Raw genomic sequence first — 16,658 nt, 5'->3', positions numbered from 1 at the left:
AGGCATGAGTGACATACGCGTTTTGGTTGTTGACGATTCTGCAGTGGTTCGGAAGATCTTCACGGAAGCCCTGTCCAAAGAACCGGGGATTGAAGTGGTGGGCACGGCGCCCGACCCTTACGTAGCTCGGGATAAAATCGTCAGCCTTAAGCCGGACGTCATCACCCTGGATGTGGAAATGCCCCGAATGGACGGCATTACCTTTCTTAGAAAGATTATGAAGTACTACCCCTTGCCCGTGATTATCGTCAGTTCTTTGACAGCCAAAGGGGGGAAAATGGCTCTGGAAGCCATGGAGATCGGCGCCGTGGAAGTCCTGTCCAAGCCGGGCTCCTCATACTCCGTGGGCGACATGAAACAGCAGCTGGCCGACAAAATCCGCGCGGCTGCAAGGGTCAATGTCAGAGCCGCCAGGCCTCAGGCCGCCTCTGCTTCGCCCGTTTCAAGACCCGCCACCAGAGCCCTGACCGAAACCACCAATAAAGTCGTGGCCATCGGCGCTTCCACGGGAGGCACCGAGGCCCTGAAAGCCGTCCTCACCCGTTTTCCCGTCACCATGCCCGGGATCGTGGTTGTACAGCACATGCCCCCCAATTTCACCACCGCCTTTGCGGAGCGGCTGAACGGACTTTGCGAGATAGCCGTCAAAGAGGCGGAAGACGGCGACGCGGTTTTGCCGGGCCGGGCCCTTATTGCGCCGGGGAATTTCCACATGCTCCTCAAACGCAGCGGCGCCCGCTATTACGTCAACGTAAAGACAGGCCCCATGGTGTGCCATCAGCGGCCGGCTGTGGATGTGCTTTTTAACTCCACCGCCCAATACGCCGGCGCCAACGCCGTGGGGGCCATTCTAACCGGCATGGGGTCGGACGGAGCAAAAGGCTTGCTTAAAATGAGGGAGGCGGGCGCACGGACCTTAGGCCAGGACGAAGCCTCCTGCGTGGTTTACGGAATGCCCAAAGAGGCATGGAAGGCCGGCGCCGTGGAAAAGCAGTATCCCTTGGACAGAATAGCCGATGAAATTATTAATCTCTTGTAAAATTAGCCAGGTTGATTGCGAAAGGAATAGCCAAGGTGGAAGACAGGGACCAAGTTCAAAAGATTCTGGATGAAAGCGCTCTATGCGTCGTGACAATGGAGCCGGACGATATTCAGGCTTTGGGTAACATCCTGAATAATTTTGACGCAGTATGCAAAATTGTCCAGGAAACGGCCCCCAAGGCGTGGCTGGATCTATGCGCAGGTTTGAAAGGGGTCGCCGAAAAAATGGCCCTCTTTGAAGTGGATTCTCCCAGCAGGGCCCTGGACGAATTGGGTAAAGGCATTTCCCTTTTGCAGGAAACGCAAAGAGCCGTAGAGGAGGACGCGGGCGAAATCGAAAGGCTTTGCGCATTTTTGCGCGAGTGCCCGTACACGGACTCGACCATGGTATGCGTGGAGCCTTGGGCGACCGGCCCCGAACCGGCTGAGACCGAGGACCAATCCCCTCCCCTGGATTTAAGCCAGGACAGGGAGCTTATCGAGTCGTTCATTCAGGAGTCCATGGAGCACCTTTCCACCATTGAAATTCATGTTCTGGAATTGGAAAAGGAGCCTGATAACCTCCAGTTGGTGGACGCCATTTTTCGTCCTTTTCACACCATCAAGGGCGTCTCCGGTTTTTTGAATCTCAGGGAAATCAACAAGCTGGCCCATCAGATTGAAACCGTTCTGGATGACGCCCGCAGCAAAAAAATTTCCGTAAGCCCCAGTTTGGTGGATATTGTCCTGGACGGCGTGGATTTGGTCACACGCCTGATAGACGATGTGGACGACCGATTGAAAACAGGGCGTTTGGAGCCGGAATACCTTGAGCTTGGCCCTTTTTTGGAGCGCCTGCACACGGTAGGGGAAGGAGTTAATGCGCCTTTGGAGGATGGAGAAGAGGAGAATATTCCTGAGGGCGACGGGCTCGATGTCGGCGAATTGCTGGTAAAAAAAGGCGTTGTTCAGGCCGAGGACCTGGAAGAGGCCCTGGCCAAACAGGCTTCCGGCGAATCCAAGGGCAAAAAGATCGGCGAAATCCTCATAGAGGGAAAAAAGGCCAAGGCCAGAGACGTGGCCCAGGCGCTGCGCAAGCAAAAGGCCGATCGCCAGCCTGCAAAAGCCGCCGGAGGCAACGGCGCCGGCTTCATCAAGGTGGATACCTTGAAGCTGGATAACATGGTGGATATGGTGGGGGAATTGGTCATCAACGAGGCCGTCCTCAAACAGCGTCTGGCCATGGCGGCCGGCAAAGACAGGGACCTGGCCGGAGACCTGGCCCAATTGGGGCGCATCACTTCCGAAATTCAACGCATAGCCATGTCCATGCGCATGATTCCCATGAAAAACACCTTCCAGAAAATGATCCGCCTGGTTCGGGATCTTGCATCCAAGGCCGGAAAAAAGGTCAACCTGGAAATGATGGGAGAGGACACGGAGATCGACCGCAACGTGGTGGATATGATCTACGATCCCCTGGTCCACATGGTGCGCAACTCCGCGGACCACGGTATTGAAATCCCCAAAGACCGCCTTGCCGCAGGCAAGCCCGAAGCAGGGACCATCATATTGAACGCCTATCACAAGGGCGGCAACATGATCATCGAGGTGACGGACGACGGACGCGGCCTGGACAAAGAAGCCCTGACGGCTAAAGCCATGGAAAAAGGATTGATTCAGTCCGCCGAAGGCATGAGCGATCAGGATATTTTCGGGCTGATTTTCCACCCCGGCTTTTCCACCGCCAAAAAGGTGACGGACGTTTCAGGCAGGGGGGTGGGCATGGACGTGGTCAAAGGCGTTCTGGACAAACTCCGGGGAAAAGTGGAGGTCATGTCCCGGAAAGGGCAGGGAACTTCCATTCTGCTTAAGTTGCCGTTGACCCTGGCCGTAATTGATGGCATCATCGTCAGAGCCGGGGAGCAGTCTTACGTCATTCCCACCATCAGCGTTCTGGAGTCCATCAGGCCCAACAGGGAAGACTGCCACACCGTGGTTAACAAAGGGGAAATGATCAAAATCCGCGGAAGTTTGTATCCCCTGATCAGGCTTCACGAGCTGTTTGATTTCCCTCCCAACACCAGAGATCCCTGGGACGCCATTGTAGTCATCGCCGAAAGCGAAGGCAAACAAAAGTGCATCCTGGTGGATGAAATCCTCGGCAAACAGGAAGTTGTGATTAAAAGCCTTTCCGCCATGCTGAAAAATGTAGTGGGGCTGGCCGGAGGGGCGATCTTGGCCAACGGCAGAGTCGGGATGATTCTGGACGTTGCGGGCTTGTTCAGCCTGGTGGAAAGCCAGGCGGAGTATTTGACGGCCTCGTGACGCCGCTGAGCAATTCCCCCTGCCTGGAGGAGGGAACCGGTTGGGGGGAACGATCTTGACGCTTGAACTGACTGACAACGATTTTAAACGCATCAGCACCTTGGTGTACGCCAAAAGCGGCATCAATCTGCACCAAGGAAAAAAGGAACTGGTCAAGGCCCGGTTGGGAAGGCGTTTACGGGCGACGGGGTGTCAAAGTTTTGAAGAGTATTTCGACCTTCTGCGCAACGAGCAGGAGGGCGTTGAACTGGTGAGGATGCTGGATGCGCTCACCACCAACAAGACCAGTTTTTTTCGGGAGAAAAATCATTTCGATTACCTGGAGCAGGTTGTTTTTCCCGAAATTCTTGAACGGAACCGGAAAAAGATAAAGATTCGCTGCTGGTCCGCGGGCTGTTCCAGCGGAGAGGAGCCATACAGCCTGGCCATTTGCATCAGCGAGTATTTTCGCAGCGCGCCGAACCTGGACGCCAAGATTCTGGCGACGGACCTCTCCACGGCCATCCTGAAGCAGGCCGCCGGCGGCGTTTATTCGGAGTCCAAGATGCAGGGCATTCCCATCACCCTGTTGCGCCGGTATTTCCGTAAGGGCTTCGGCAGGCAGGACGGATATTATCAGGTGAAGGAGCGCTTGAGGAATATGGTGACCTTCAAGCGGCACAACCTGATGGAGCAGGCCTCCTTTCTGGAGCCCTTTGATTTGATAATGTGCCGGAACGTTATGATTTATTTTGACAAAGCCACCCAGCACACCCTGGTCAACGGCTTTTACCGGCACTTGAGAAAGGGCGGACGCCTTTTTGTGGGCCACGCCGAAAGCCTGACGGGCATAGAACACCCTTTTACCTACGTCCAACCCACCTTGTATCGAAAATGACGCCTCTTTCGGCTCCCGGCGTCTTTTTCAACCCAGGGAGGATGGACGCCGGGGCGCCGAACGCCCCTCAATTTCAGAATTTGCGACGGCATTCTTCTTTGTCCTGAAGCCCGGCTTCATGGCCGGAGAATGCCGCACTCTGAACGCAACACGGAAAAAAGTGCCGCCGGGAAAATTTGACCCCAATATTTTTCCCGGTTTCGGCTCATTTACACGCTTACCGGAGGTGCGAGCATGGAACCTGACAAGTTTATCGAGGAAACTCTCAGACAAGTGGTCCTGACCGTTTTTGAACAGATGTACTTCATGTTTCCCCAGGAAGTTGGCATGAAAGATGCTTCGGAATGCAAGGGAGACGAAACCTACATTGCCAATGTGGGCCTGAAAAACGGCGGACTGGAAGTGACCATAGCCGGATCCGCCGGGTTATGTGAAAAGATAGCAAGCGCAATGTTCGGAGAAGACAGGGAATTGACCCAAAAAGACGTGGAAGACGTGTTCCGGGAGGCTGCCAACATCATTATGGGCAACCTGATCAACGAGTGCGCCTTTCCGGGGGAAGTGTCTCCGGACATACCCGTGGCCAGGAAGGGAATGGATTTGGAAGACTGCAAAAACGAACATGACTTGAATCTGTTCTTTGAGGTGGAAAACAGCCATTTTTCCGCCCATCTAAAAGGGTCCGCCGCTTCCGATTTAACCTGTTCGGAAGGAAATTTTACGTCCCCCTCGTAGTGAGGAACAGAACTTGCATAACCGATGGCCAAGGGCAAGTCGGGAATGTGGACTTTTTCCAAAGGAGAGAACAAACAATGGATCCGAATTTGAAAGTGCTTGTAGTTGATGACTTTGCCACCATGCGGCGCATTGTAAAAAACATCCTGAAGGATATCGGTTTTACCAATATTTCGGAAGCGGAAGACGGGGCCGTGGCCCTCAAACAATTGCAGGCCGCTCCCGTTGACTTGATTATTTGCGATTGGAATATGCCGAACATGTCGGGCCTGGATCTTTTGAAAGCCGTCAGGGCCGATGAAAAGTTGAAAGCAACGCCTTTTGTCATGGTCACCGCCGAGGCGCAAAAAACCAGAGTGGTGGAAGCGGTCCAGGCAGGAGTGAGCAATTATATCGTCAAACCCTTTACCGCAGACGCCGTAAAGGAAAAGTTGAAAAAGGTCCTGGGATAAGTCCGGGGCGACGCCCCTTTCTTCCGGCTCGGCTTGGGCTGCAGGCTGGAACGGCATGGGGCGCGAGGAGCCAATCCGGCCGATGGCGCCGGAACCTCCGGGAAGCGATTATCGAAGGAGAAGGACATGGTTGACGTAACAAAGATCGGCGGATACTTCATGCCGGACAAACAGGCGCAGAATAAGTCCGGGACATCGGACGGCAGCTTCGGCAACATTCTGGATCAAGTCCGGAAGAACCAGACCTCGCAGGCGACCGAGACGGCTCCCTTGGGGGCGCCCATGCCGGTTCAGGCCGGGCCGGACTATCAGATGATGGCGGCCCAACAGGCGGACAAATTGCTGGGCCTGCTGGAGCAATACACCTCCGCCCTGGAAAATCCGGACGCCACGCTCAAGTCCATGGACTCCATGGTGAATCAAATGGAGCTGGAAGCCGCGACGGCCAAACGTGTTCTAAGCCACGTGGACGCCAACGAAGGCGTGGGCAAAATAGTCAATCAGGCGGCTCTATACGCCAGCGTGGAGGCATTCAAGTTCCGCCGTGGAGATTACGTCTGATCCCCAAGGCGGAGTCATAGTCTGAACATGCGTCATGTTTGATGGGAAACATGCCCTATGATTTGGGGCGGGGGAGGCTTTTCCCCGCCCAATTGTTTTCAGCCCGTTTCGGTTCGTCCGAATGCGGGCTTTTTTAATGAATAAAAAAAAACTTTAATATCGGCGCCTTTTCTTGATTTCCCGCCCATTTTATCATATACTGGGACATTAGAAATAACGAGTTCGCCCAATGGGTCGGTTTTTATTTGTCGGATTTTCTCGGGGCGGCTTAAATAAACTCATTTTAGTTAGGTGAAATTCCCTTCACCAGGACCAGAAAAAATCCTGCCATGGCCACAAAAAAGAAAATGGAAAAAATCCTGTTGGTTGACGACGACCCCGGCGTTCTTGCCACATTGACCGAGGTCCTTTCAGATGCCGGTTATCGCACCCATACAGCGACGGATGGCGCTGAAGCCGTCGCCGAACTGGATAAACAGTTTTTTGACGTGGTGGTCACCGACCTGAACATGCCCGGCATGGACGGAATGGGCGTGCTTAAGCATCTGCAAAAACACTCTCAGGACACCCAGTGCCTGGTCCTCACCGGCTTCGGCAGCATCCGCAATTCCGTGGAAGCCATCAAAATGGGCGCTTTTGACTACATCACCAAGCCCGTTAAGTTCGACGAATTGCTGCACTCCGTTTCCACGGCCATTAAATTCAAACGCCTGGAGCGGGAAAACACCATCCTGAAAAAACAGCTCAAAAAGAAATACCGCTTTGAAAACTTTGTGGGCGACAGCCCTCAGATCCAGCGGGTTTTCGAGCTGATTGAAAAAGTCGCCGACACCGACAGCACGGTCCTGATCACCGGCGAATCCGGAACCGGCAAGGAGCTTATCGCCCGGGCCATCCATTACAACAGCCCCCGGCGGGACGATCCCATGGTGATCATCAACTGCGGCGCCATTCCCGAAGAGCTTTTGGAAAGTGAATTGTTCGGACATGAAAAAGGCGCTTTCACCGGCGCCCATAAAACCCGCATAGGCCGCTTTGAGGTGGCCAACGGCGGAACCATCTTCCTGGATGAAATAGGCGACATGAGCCCCAATCTCCAGGTCAAGCTCCTTCGGGTGATCCAGGAGCAGGCTTTTGAACGCATCGGCAGCACCCGCACCATGCACGTGGACATCAGAATTCTGGCCGCCACCAACAAGGACTTGATGGAAGCGGTGGAAAAAAAGGAATTCAGGGAAGACCTCTATTATCGGTTGAACGTCATCCCCATCGAGGTGCCGCCTCTCAGGGATAGAAAGTCCGACATTCCCCTGCTCATCGACTTCTTTATCAACAAACTGGCCGCCGAAAAGGAAAGACCCGTCAAACGCATCAGCCAAGCCGCCATGAACGCCCTCATGGGCCACCACTGGCCGGGCAATGTGCGGGAGCTGGAAAACGTGGTGGAACGCGTTCTCATCCTTTCCAGCGGAGACACCATCGACAAGGAAGACCTTCCGGCAACCATCCTCGGCCTGGATTCCAAGGAGCCCGAGGCGGGCCTCAAACTCCCCTCCGGCGGCATACGCTTTGACCACGCCGTGGAAGAGTACGAGAAGAACCTTATCGTCCAGGCCCTTGAAGAAGCCAACTGGGTCAAGACCCAGGCCGCCAAGCTGCTCCATATCAACCGGACCACTCTGGTGGAGAAGATGAAGCGGAAAAATATCCGGGGGCCCAACTAAAGGGCTTGCAACGGCGGCCTCTCGCCGCCAGTTTTCCTTTGTCAAAAATATGACGACAAATCGTCCTGCACCCGTCATGGAGGCGTTGATTCACGCCTCCATTCTTTTTTCTTAACTTTTTCTCCCTTGTTTCTCCCATTATTTCAGTTTGTTATTCTGATTTTTCTTGGCCCCTAATCCGTGGCACATTCCTTGCCTTATTACCTGTGCACTAGACCAAGCCTCTGGCTGCATGCCGTTACGGATTTTCCTGGCAGGCTTAGTGAGGCGGAAAACTCAAGGCCGGTGCGACTGTCGTTTTATGCAAAATTTCAAACTAAAAAAAGGCTGCTTACTGATTCTGGCGTTCTTCGCCCTGGCTTCTTCCAGCCTGGCTCAGGGGCAGGTCCGCAAAGTGGAAGCTCGGCTCGTTGACGGCAAAACGCAAATGCTCGTTTCCCTGTCCGACCCGTCCTCGTACACGGTAATCAGGCTTTCTAAAAACGAAGTGCTTTTGGCCTTTCAAAACTCCTCTCTGGGGCCGGGCGCCAACAAGCCCTTTTGGGCCAAGGACTCCCTGATTAAGGATCTGTCCGTTTCCCAAAAGCGCCAGGACGTGGTTTCCATTTTAGCGCTGCTCAAAGAACCGGCCGTCACGCTGGATTATTCCCTCAATAAGGCGAAAACCAGGCTGACTTTGGAAATGGCGGGAAACGCCCCTGCGCCTTCGGCGCCAAAACCCGCCGCCGCCGCGCCTGCGCCGCCTGCCGTAAAGCCGCCGGCGGCGCCCCTGACATCCACCGGAGGGACGGTTATAACCAACGGCCGCTATGATATCGAGGGCAGGCCGACAATTATCAGGCCGGAATCAGCTCCCAAGCCCGAACCACCGCCCGAACCGGTCAAGATTGAGGAAACGCCTCCTCCTGTGGTCAAGCCGCCGGGGGATTCGCGCTATCCCATCAAGCGGCCTTTGAACCCGGCCACGGCGGGGCATGACTTTTCCTACGACGGCCCTTTGTTGAGCGAGGCCAACGGTTCGGGAACTCCCGACCAGGATCTTTTCTCCAAGGCCGTGGAGGAATACAAAACCGGCCAGTGGCAGGACGCCATTCGAGACTTTTCAATCTTGGAGCAGAGCTATCCTCTTTCCGAAAAATTGGAACCGGCGATCTTTCTGACGGCCAGGGCCTATCACGGATTGTACGGCGCAAACCTTACAAAGCGGTTTGTGGACGTGGCCGAAAAATATCGCCGCGCCGTTAAACAGTTCCCCAATTCCCGCTTTGCGCCCCAGGCCATTGTTTATCTGGTGCAGATGTACAAAAAAGTAGGCAATTATCCCGAGGCGGCGGCCTATGCCGACTTGGTCTGGGATAAATATAAGGACCGGGCCATGAGCCCGGATTTTATGCTTTTGCGCGGTCAGGCCTTACTGGCCAACGGGCAAAAGGACCTGGCCCTGGGCGTCTTTGACATGCTTTTAGGCTACTACCCCGACTCCGAATACGTGGAAGCGACCCTCCTGGAAAAAGCCAAAGTCATGCACGAGGAGAGAGCTTATAAAAAGTCTCTGGAAATGCTTCAGGAAATAGAAAAAAAGGAACCTCAGGCCCGGTTCATATATCCCGACTTCTCCCGATATATGGGGGAAAACTACTACCAATTAAAGGCTAATCCAAAGGCCAGGGAGTTGTTCTTTCAAACGGTGAACACCTTTCCCGACACCCCGGATAAAGACATCCTGTTCACCCAAATCGGGGATTCCTTCAAGGACCAAGGCATGCAGGATAAGGCCGCCATGATTTATAAGATGGTGGTCAGCAATTTTCCCGGAAGCGACGGAAGGCTGATAAGCCTTGTGCGCCTGGCGGATTATATTGACGAAAATCCTGATTCGGACATCATGGAGGACAAGACGCCCAAAGACATCCACCAGGAAATCGTCCGCAATAATCCCGACCATCCCCTGGCTCAGGTGTCCATGATCAAATTGGCCCGCCTGGCCCATGATGAAAAAAGATACGAGGACTCGGTTTCCATTCTGTTGGGCCTGCTTGCCCGCCATCCATTCACCAAGCTCCATGACGACGTGCGGGAGGCTCTTCTGGCCTCTTTGGAGGCAATTTTTACAAGGGATCACAGGGAAAAAGATTTCGCCCATATTGTGGAATACTATGACAAGGTTCGGGACGTGGTTCCCTTTGAAGAAATGCCCCAGCTTATGTTCATCGTAGCCAACGCGTACAGGGAGACGGGAATGTGCTCCTGGGCCTTGACCCAACTGGAAAAGGTCTCCCGGTTTTATGACGATCCCAAGCCCGCCGATATCATGTTCATCATGGCGGATTGCAACAAAAAGGTCGGAGAAATCGAAAACGCCCGCAGGCTTTTTGAAACCTTTGTCCTGCAATATCCGGGCGAACCCCGGTTTGTGGAAGCCTATCATCAGTTGGCGGATATTTATCTGGAACGCGGGGAGACCGATCCCGCCATTCAGGCTCTTCGCGTCTGCCTGCGCCCCGGGACTCAATACAGCGATGATTTTAACCTTATGTTTCAATATGCCAAATTGTTGAAAAATAAAGGCGAATATCAAGACGCCGTAGAAGCCTTCAACAAGGCCGTGGATCTTGTAATGAAAAGCGATCCCCCCAACACCCAGGCGGCCGTGGATATTCAGGAAGGCATCGGCGACTTATACGAGGAAATGGAGCTGACAAGCAAGGCCGTAGAGCATTTTGAACAGGCCTTGGAACTGTCCGGAGGCCCCAACTCCTATCCTGCTTTGGAATTCAAGCTGGCCCGTTGTTACGCCTCTTTAGGCGAGGCGGCCAGGGCGACGGAAATACTGGAGTCTTTGGTCCAGTCCGGCGAAAATGTCTGGGCTAAGGCGGCCAAAGCCAAACTGGAGCAGGTTCAGGTGAAAGGGGCCTGGGATAAGACCGGCTGATCTATTTTTTTCAAAAGATTTTGGGCGAGTCAAAATGGGCCGCCTTTCATAGACGAGCGCATCCCAGGCGGCGAAAGAAACATGGAAAAAGACAGCATACTATTGGTGGAACATGAATATCAGGACAGGCTGGCCTGGTCTGATTTTCTGGAAAACCGGGGATACGACATCCAGGCGGTGGGCGACGGCGCTCTGGCCCTGGAAAGGCTGAAAAGCAATGAGTACAACCTGATTATCGCCAATGATCAGGCGCCCGGCCTGAGCGGAGCCGACATCGTCCGCAAAATGGACGGCAAAATCCCCGTAATCCTCGTTTCATCCAACGCCAGCGTGGATCAGGCTGTGGAGGCCATGAAATCCGGCGCCCGGGATTTTCTGCTTAAGCCGGTTAGCGCTCAGATTCTGGGGGCGGTGGTGGGCCGCGCTCTGGGCGTTTCCAAATCCAACGGAACCCCCAAGGCCGCAGGCAAGTCTCCGGTCAAAATCATCACCCAGGATGACCGCATGAAGCGCTGCCTGGAGGTCGTGGACTCCGTGGCCGACAGCAAGGCCGCGGTGCTCATTTCCGGCGAGTCCGGAACAGGCAAGGAGCTTTTCGCCAGACAAATTCATTACAGCAGTTCCCGCAAGGACAAAAACTTTGTGGCCGTTAACGTGGCCGCCTTGCCGGAAACCCTTCTGGAAAGCGAACTCTTCGGGCACGAAAAGGGCGCTTTCACGGGCGCCATCAACCGCAAAATCGGCAAGTTCGAACTGGCCAGCGGCGGCACGCTGCTGCTGGACGAAATCACGGAAATGGACATCGGCCTTCAGGCCAAACTCCTGCGCGTGCTTCAGGAATCCGAAGTGGACCGGGTAGGGGGGACTGCGCCCGTCAACGTGGACGTGCGGGTGGTCGCCACCACCAACCGGGACGTGGAACAAGCCATCGCCGACGGCAAATTCCGTTCGGACCTTTACTATCGGCTGGCGGTCATTCCCCTCAAACTGCCCCCTTTGCGGGAGCGGTCCAGCGATGTGATCCTGCTGGCCGAGCACTTTATCAGGAAGTATAACGCCCGGGACGGGAAGAACGTCAAAGGTTTGACGAAAAACGCCCAAAACACTCTCCTGAATCTTGACTGGCCCGGCAACGTCCGGGAATTGGAAAACACCATCGAACGCGCTGTGCTCCTTTGTAAAGGCGATCAAATCGATCACAACGACCTTTTTATGGAGCCTCCGCCCCCCAAAGCCCTGCCCGGGCAGGACTCTATACCCAGCGTTTCCACCACCTTGCGCGAAATGGAGGAGCAGATGATCTATCAGGCTCTTGACCAGACCGAAGGCAACAGGACCCATGCCGCGCAAATCCTGGGCATTAGCGTGCGCACCCTCCGCAACAAGCTCAACGAATACCAAGCCAAGGCTTAAAGCCTGTTTTCAACTAAAATTTTGTGCGTTTAGTCTAAAAATCTTGAAGCGCGGCGTTAACCCGCTAAAACAGGCATGGAATTTGCTTTATCCAGGAATAACTAAGGATTGCAACGCAAAAAGGGGAAAATCATGCCGGATGCAAGAATCATAGGGAAAACCATTCAGGACCTGGTTCGCAGCCTGGACATCTCCAGAAAGCGCCAGGGATTGATTTCGGGCAACCTGGCCAATATCGAGACGCCGGATTATCACGCCAAGGATCTCGACTTCCGGGAAAGCCTGCAAAAAGCCATGCAAGGCGGATCTAAGGATCTCTCCCGGACCCATTCCAAACACTACAATGTGATGGAGGGAAGCAGCCCGGAAATCACGACCGCTGCGAACGCCGGAGTGGATATCGACCAGGAAATGGCCAATCTGGCGGAAAACAACCTGATGTACCGCTCCAGCGTGGAATCCCTGTTAAGAAAATTCGCATTGATCAAATACGCCATCAATGAGGGAGGCAAATAATGGACCTGTTAAACGCCATGCACGCCAGCGCCAGCGCATTGTCCGTCAGCCGGGCTCAAATGAACGTGGTTTCCGAAAACCTGGCCAACGCAAACACCACGCGCACCGCCAACGGGCAGCCGTATCAGCGTAAGTTCCTTGTTGTGTCCCCGGCCCCGGTCAAGGAGCATGAAAATCTGTCCGTAGGGGAGCAGGTGGTGGAAGGGGTCAAGCTGGTGGATATTGTCGCCGATCAAAGCCCCTTTCCCATGGTGTACCGGCCCGAGCATCCCGATGCGGACGAAAACGGCAACCTTCAGTTGCCCAACGTCAATGTGGTCACCGAAATGGCCAACATGCTCATGGCCAAAAGGGTGTACGACTCCAATGCCGCGGCGTTGAGCACGGCCCGTTCCATGGCTCTCAAAGCCCTGGAAATCGGCAAGTAAAATATGAAATTTTCGGCCTGCAACGGGCCGGACAAGCATAGGAGCAAGTTATGAACGGAGTAACCGGAGTAGGGGGCCAAAGCGTAATCGCCCAGGAAGTAAAAAAAGCGGCGGCCGGAGAGGACGGTTCGTTCGGGTCTGTTTTGAAAAAGATGGTCGATTCCGTGAACGAATCCCAGATCAAGGCCGACGATACGGTGGTCCAAAACCTGGACGGCAAGACCGGCATTCACGAAGCCATGATCGCCCTGCAGGAAGCGGACATCAACATACGTTTTCTCCTGCAGGTGCGTAATAAAGCATTAGACGCCTATCGCGAAATCATGCGCATGCCCTTTTAATCTCTCTTACGGATAAGCACGGTTTAAATGAACGATCTTCTTCAGCGGATAGCGCAAATATTCCAGTCCATGACTCCGGGGCGCAGAATCGCCCTGGTGGTGGTCCTGGCCGGTTTGGTCGCAGCTTTTGCGGCCATGTTTTTCTGGGCCGGAACCCCCGAGTACCAGGTCTTGTTTTCCCAGTTGAGCCAGGAGGATGCGGGGAAAATCGTGTCCAAGCTCCAGGAGCAGAGGATCCCCTATCAGCTCGCTCAGGGCGGAACCGCAGTCTTGGTTCCCGGAGAGCAGGTGTATGAATTGCGTCTTTCCCTGGCTGCCGAGGGGCTTCCCAAAGGCGGAAGCGTGGGCTTTGAAATTTTTGACGAGTCCAGCTTTTCCACCACCGAATTCGTTCAGAAGCTGAATTACCAACGCGCCCTGCAAGGCGAGTTGTCCCGGACGATCGGGCAGTTCAACGAAGTCCGCTCCGCCAAGGTGCTCATCGTTCCCGCCAAGGATACGGTGTTTGTGGAAACCACATCCCCGGCCACGGCTTCCGTTCTGCTGGATCTCGTCCGTCCCTTATCCTCCGGACAGGTCAGCGGCATAGTCAATCTGGTGGCCAATGCAGTGGAGGGCCTGGGAACCGAGCAGGTAACCGTGGTCGACACCACCGGCAAGGTCTGGTTCAAGGGCGCCGGCGAAGGGGACGACGCCGCTCTGGCGGCTAACAATCGTCTGGAAATGCAGCAGCAGACCGAAGACCGTCTTGCCAAGCACGTCCAATCCATGCTGGAGCAGATAGTCGGCCCGGGCAAAGCCATTGTGCGCGTTCGCGCTGAAATGGATTTCGACCAGGAGGAATATTCGGAAGAGACCTACGATCCCGATTCCGTGGTTGTCCGCAGCCAGCAAAAGCGCACGGAGGACACAGTTAAGGAAACTCCCGGCGGGGCCACGGTCAATACCATGAATAACCAGCCTGGAATGGCCAGCGGGGCCGCCTTGGGGCAGTCTCGCACCCAAAAGCAGGATGAAGTCACCAACAACGAAATCAACCGGGTTCAGAGGCGCGTCACCAAAGTGCTGCCCACAATCACCCGATTGTCCGTCGCCGCCGTCCTGGACGGCACATACAAAACCGTTGAAAATCAGGACGGAGTCAGCACCGCCCAGTTCGTTCCCAGAACCGCCGAAGAACTCAAGCAGTTTGAAGGCATTGTCAAGAACGCCATGGGCTATTCCGAAGACCGGGAAGATCAGGTGACGGTCTCTTCCTTCCAGTTTACATCCTTGCCAGGGGCGGACATGGCCGCAGCCGAAGCTCCCAGCGCCATAACAAAATACCTGAACATGTACGGCAAGTGGGCCTTGCTGACCCTGCTTATGCTCCTTACCTTCGTGTTTGTGGTGCGGCCCATCCTCAAAAGCGTCAAGCCGCCCGAACCTGAAAAGGAAGAAACTCAGGCCCTGGAGCATCAAGAAATGGCTCTCCTGCCCGAGGCCCCGGAGGAAATTGACATTTCGTTGCGGGCCAGGCAGCTTGCGCTCGACGAGTTTGAAAAAGCGGAGCAGCTTGTTAGAGGCTGGTTGGGAGAGGTGGAGCAATGAGCGGCAAGACATTAGATCCTGAAAAACTGACAGGTCCTGAAAAAGCGGCTATTTTTCTTCTGGCCATGGGCGAGGACTACGCCTCCAAGGTTATGAAAAACATGGCCCCCAAGGAAGTCAATCGAATCGCCAACTACATGCGGGAAATCCAGTTCGTTCCCTCCAGCGTGCTGACCAAGGTCTACGAGGAATTCGTGGATAAAGTCGAGCGCAAGGACGAGTTGATGATTCAGGGCGACCAGTTCGTGAAAAAGGTGGTGCATTCCACCTTTGACGAACTCACGATCAAAGAGATTTTTCAGGATCTGGACGCCGAGGAAAGGGAAGAGCCCTTTGCTTATATTGAAAAAATCGATCCCCAGGCCCTCATCCGCATTCTTTCCGGCGAGCATCCCCAGACGGTGGCGCTGGTCCTGGCCCATATGAAGCCCGGCCAGGCCGCTTCCGTACTTGCCGGCATGCCCAAGGAAGTGCAGGCCGACATCGCCATGCGCGTTGCCGACATCAATCAGGTTCCCATAGAAATTATCCACGAGGTGGATTCCTCCCTGCAAAAGGAGGTTCTCACCATTTCCGATTCCGGCGGCAGGGAGATCGGCGGCGCCGAAGCCCTGGCCAATATCCTCAACGAGGTGGATAAGGCTACGGAAGAAACCGTCATGACCACCATGGAAGAAGAGCGCACCGAGATTGCGGAGAAGGTCCGCCAGCTCATGTTCGTGTTCGAAGATTTGCTCAAGGTGGACGACAAGGGCATGCGCGAGATCCTCAAGCAGGTGGACACCAGCGAATTGGTTGTGGCCCTCAAATCCGCCTCCGAGGCCATGAAGGACAAGGTTTTCGGAAACCTTTCCCAACGCGCTGCGGAAATGCTGCGGGAAGACATGGAAGTCATGGGCCCCACGCGTCTGGCCGAAGTGGAAGCCGCCCAACAGGGCGTCATTCGCATTGCACGGCAGTTGGAGGCCGAGGGCAAGGTGGTTATAGCCCGCGGCTCCGAGGATGTCCTGGTCTGATATGGATAATCCGAAACAAGAGAAAAGTATGCAATATCAGCCTTTTTTGTTGAATGAACTGGCCAGACCCGAGCCCCCCAAGCCTGCCAAGCCTCCCCGGCATGCCATGCCTGAGGATGAGGGGCGCGAAGAACAGGCTGAGCCTGATCTGGAGCAATTCCATCAACAAGCCCAGGAAATCCTGGAGGAAGCCCGCAAGCATGCCGAGGAAGTAGAGCGGGAAGCCTATGAGCAGGGCTTTAAGCAAGGGGAGAAGGACGGGCAGGAAATAGGGTCCATGAAGCTGGAAAAAATCCTGGACCGCATTGAACAGATTTCCCGGGACCTGGATTCCTATCACGAAACATTCGTCCAAAAACACGAAAAGGAAATTCTATCCCTGGTGTCGGCCATTGCAGCCAAGGTGATCAAGGCTCAGGTGGACCTGGAGCCTGAAACCGTCAAAAATGCAGTCATGGAAGCCCTCTCCGTGGTCTCGGACTGGCAGGAGGTGACCGTTCGCGTAGACCCTTCGGATTTTGAGTTCCTAGATGAAATGAGGCCGGAATTTTTTGAAAAGGTCGCATCCCTTCGCTCCATCAACATCGTGCCCGACTCCTCCGTGGAAAAAGGCGGCTGCATTGTCAGCTCCGATTTCGGAGAGGTGGACGCCAGCATCGAGTCCCGCCTGGACAAGGTCTCCCAGGCTATTATGGACATTTACTACTCCAGGCGATAAGGCGCGT

15 protein-coding genes are annotated in these 16,658 nt (G+C 54.7%); all 15 read left to right on the top strand.

Translation table 11 applies throughout. From position 1 onward, the window contains the following. Nucleotides 1-4 precede the first annotated feature (4 nt). The 15 genes from G491_RS0108570 to G491_RS0108500 all read left to right on the top strand — a co-directional run bounded on the left by G491_RS0108570 (nt 5) and on the right by G491_RS0108500 (nt 16,651). Nucleotides 5-1,039: a protein-glutamate methylesterase/protein-glutamine glutaminase gene (locus tag G491_RS0108570; RefSeq protein ID WP_028314302.1), complete on the top strand. Its 1,035-nt coding sequence runs from the start codon at nt 5-7 to the stop codon at nt 1,037-1,039. 35 nt (nt 1,040-1,074) lie between these two features. Next, nucleotides 1,075-3,348, top strand: coding sequence for a chemotaxis protein CheA (locus tag G491_RS0108565; protein WP_035218198.1), 2,274 nt, complete (start codon nt 1,075-1,077; stop codon nt 3,346-3,348). A gap of 55 nt (nt 3,349-3,403) precedes the next feature. Further along, the gene (locus G491_RS0108560) at nt 3,404-4,225 is read left to right on the top strand and encodes a CheR family methyltransferase (protein WP_136360558.1); all 822 of its coding nucleotides are present in this window, start codon (nt 3,404-3,406) and stop codon (nt 4,223-4,225) included. A gap of 234 nt (nt 4,226-4,459) precedes the next feature. Continuing rightward, on the top strand, nt 4,460-4,960 hold the full coding sequence (locus tag G491_RS0108555) for a chemotaxis protein CheX (protein WP_028314300.1): 501 nt from the start codon (nt 4,460-4,462) through the stop codon (nt 4,958-4,960). Nucleotides 4,961-5,037: 77 nt separating this feature from the next. Then, a complete protein-coding gene (locus tag G491_RS0108550) occupies nt 5,038-5,412 on the top strand; it encodes a chemotaxis response regulator CheY (RefSeq protein ID WP_012609803.1) in 375 nt (124 codons plus the stop codon). A gap of 126 nt (nt 5,413-5,538) precedes the next feature. Beyond that, complete coding sequence (locus tag G491_RS0108545; protein WP_028314299.1) at nt 5,539-5,973, top strand: hypothetical protein; 435 nt, start codon at nt 5,539-5,541, stop codon at nt 5,971-5,973. Between the two features lie 329 nt (nt 5,974-6,302). After that, a complete protein-coding gene (locus G491_RS0108540; RefSeq protein ID WP_012609805.1) occupies nt 6,303-7,697 on the top strand; it encodes a sigma-54-dependent transcriptional regulator in 1,395 nt (464 codons plus the stop codon). A gap of 301 nt (nt 7,698-7,998) precedes the next feature. Then, nucleotides 7,999-10,629, top strand: coding sequence for a tetratricopeptide repeat protein (locus G491_RS0108535; RefSeq protein WP_028314298.1), 2,631 nt, complete (start codon nt 7,999-8,001; stop codon nt 10,627-10,629). 81 nt (nt 10,630-10,710) lie between these two features. Then, nucleotides 10,711-12,042: a sigma-54-dependent transcriptional regulator gene (locus G491_RS0108530; RefSeq protein WP_028314297.1), complete on the top strand. Its 1,332-nt coding sequence runs from the start codon at nt 10,711-10,713 to the stop codon at nt 12,040-12,042. Nucleotides 12,043-12,174: 132 nt separating this feature from the next. After that, nucleotides 12,175-12,558 carry a flagellar basal body rod protein FlgB gene (gene flgB, locus G491_RS0108525; protein ID WP_028314296.1) on the top strand — a complete coding sequence of 128 codons (384 nt, stop codon included), beginning with the start codon at nt 12,175-12,177 and terminating at the stop codon, nt 12,556-12,558. Beyond that, the gene (gene flgC / locus G491_RS0108520) at nt 12,558-12,986 is read left to right on the top strand and encodes a flagellar basal body rod protein FlgC (protein ID WP_012609809.1); all 429 of its coding nucleotides are present in this window, start codon (nt 12,558-12,560) and stop codon (nt 12,984-12,986) included. The genes flgB and flgC overlap by 1 nt, the downstream gene beginning before the upstream one ends. Before the next feature lie 50 nt (nt 12,987-13,036). Beyond that, complete coding sequence (gene fliE / locus G491_RS0108515) at nt 13,037-13,327, top strand: flagellar hook-basal body complex protein FliE (RefSeq protein ID WP_012609810.1); 291 nt, start codon at nt 13,037-13,039, stop codon at nt 13,325-13,327. Between the two features lie 27 nt (nt 13,328-13,354). After that, the gene (fliF, locus tag G491_RS33580) at nt 13,355-14,917 is read left to right on the top strand and encodes a flagellar basal-body MS-ring/collar protein FliF (RefSeq protein WP_012609811.1); all 1,563 of its coding nucleotides are present in this window, start codon (nt 13,355-13,357) and stop codon (nt 14,915-14,917) included. Continuing rightward, nucleotides 14,914-15,933: a flagellar motor switch protein FliG gene (gene fliG, locus G491_RS0108505; protein WP_035218194.1), complete on the top strand. Its 1,020-nt coding sequence runs from the start codon at nt 14,914-14,916 to the stop codon at nt 15,931-15,933. The genes fliF and fliG overlap by 4 nt, the downstream gene beginning before the upstream one ends. Before the next feature lie 28 nt (nt 15,934-15,961). Further along, nucleotides 15,962-16,651 (top strand): FliH/SctL family protein, encoded by a 690-nt coding sequence (locus G491_RS0108500; RefSeq protein WP_028314294.1) that lies wholly within the window; start codon nt 15,962-15,964, stop codon nt 16,649-16,651. Nucleotides 16,652-16,658 lie beyond the last annotated feature (7 nt).

This window comes from Desulfatibacillum aliphaticivorans DSM 15576, from assembly GCF_000429905.1.
GTDB lineage: Bacteria > Desulfobacterota > Desulfobacteria > Desulfobacterales > Desulfatibacillaceae > Desulfatibacillum > Desulfatibacillum aliphaticivorans.
Note: the sequence above shows the minus strand (reverse complement) of the source record. Positions and strands in the feature narration are given on the sequence as shown.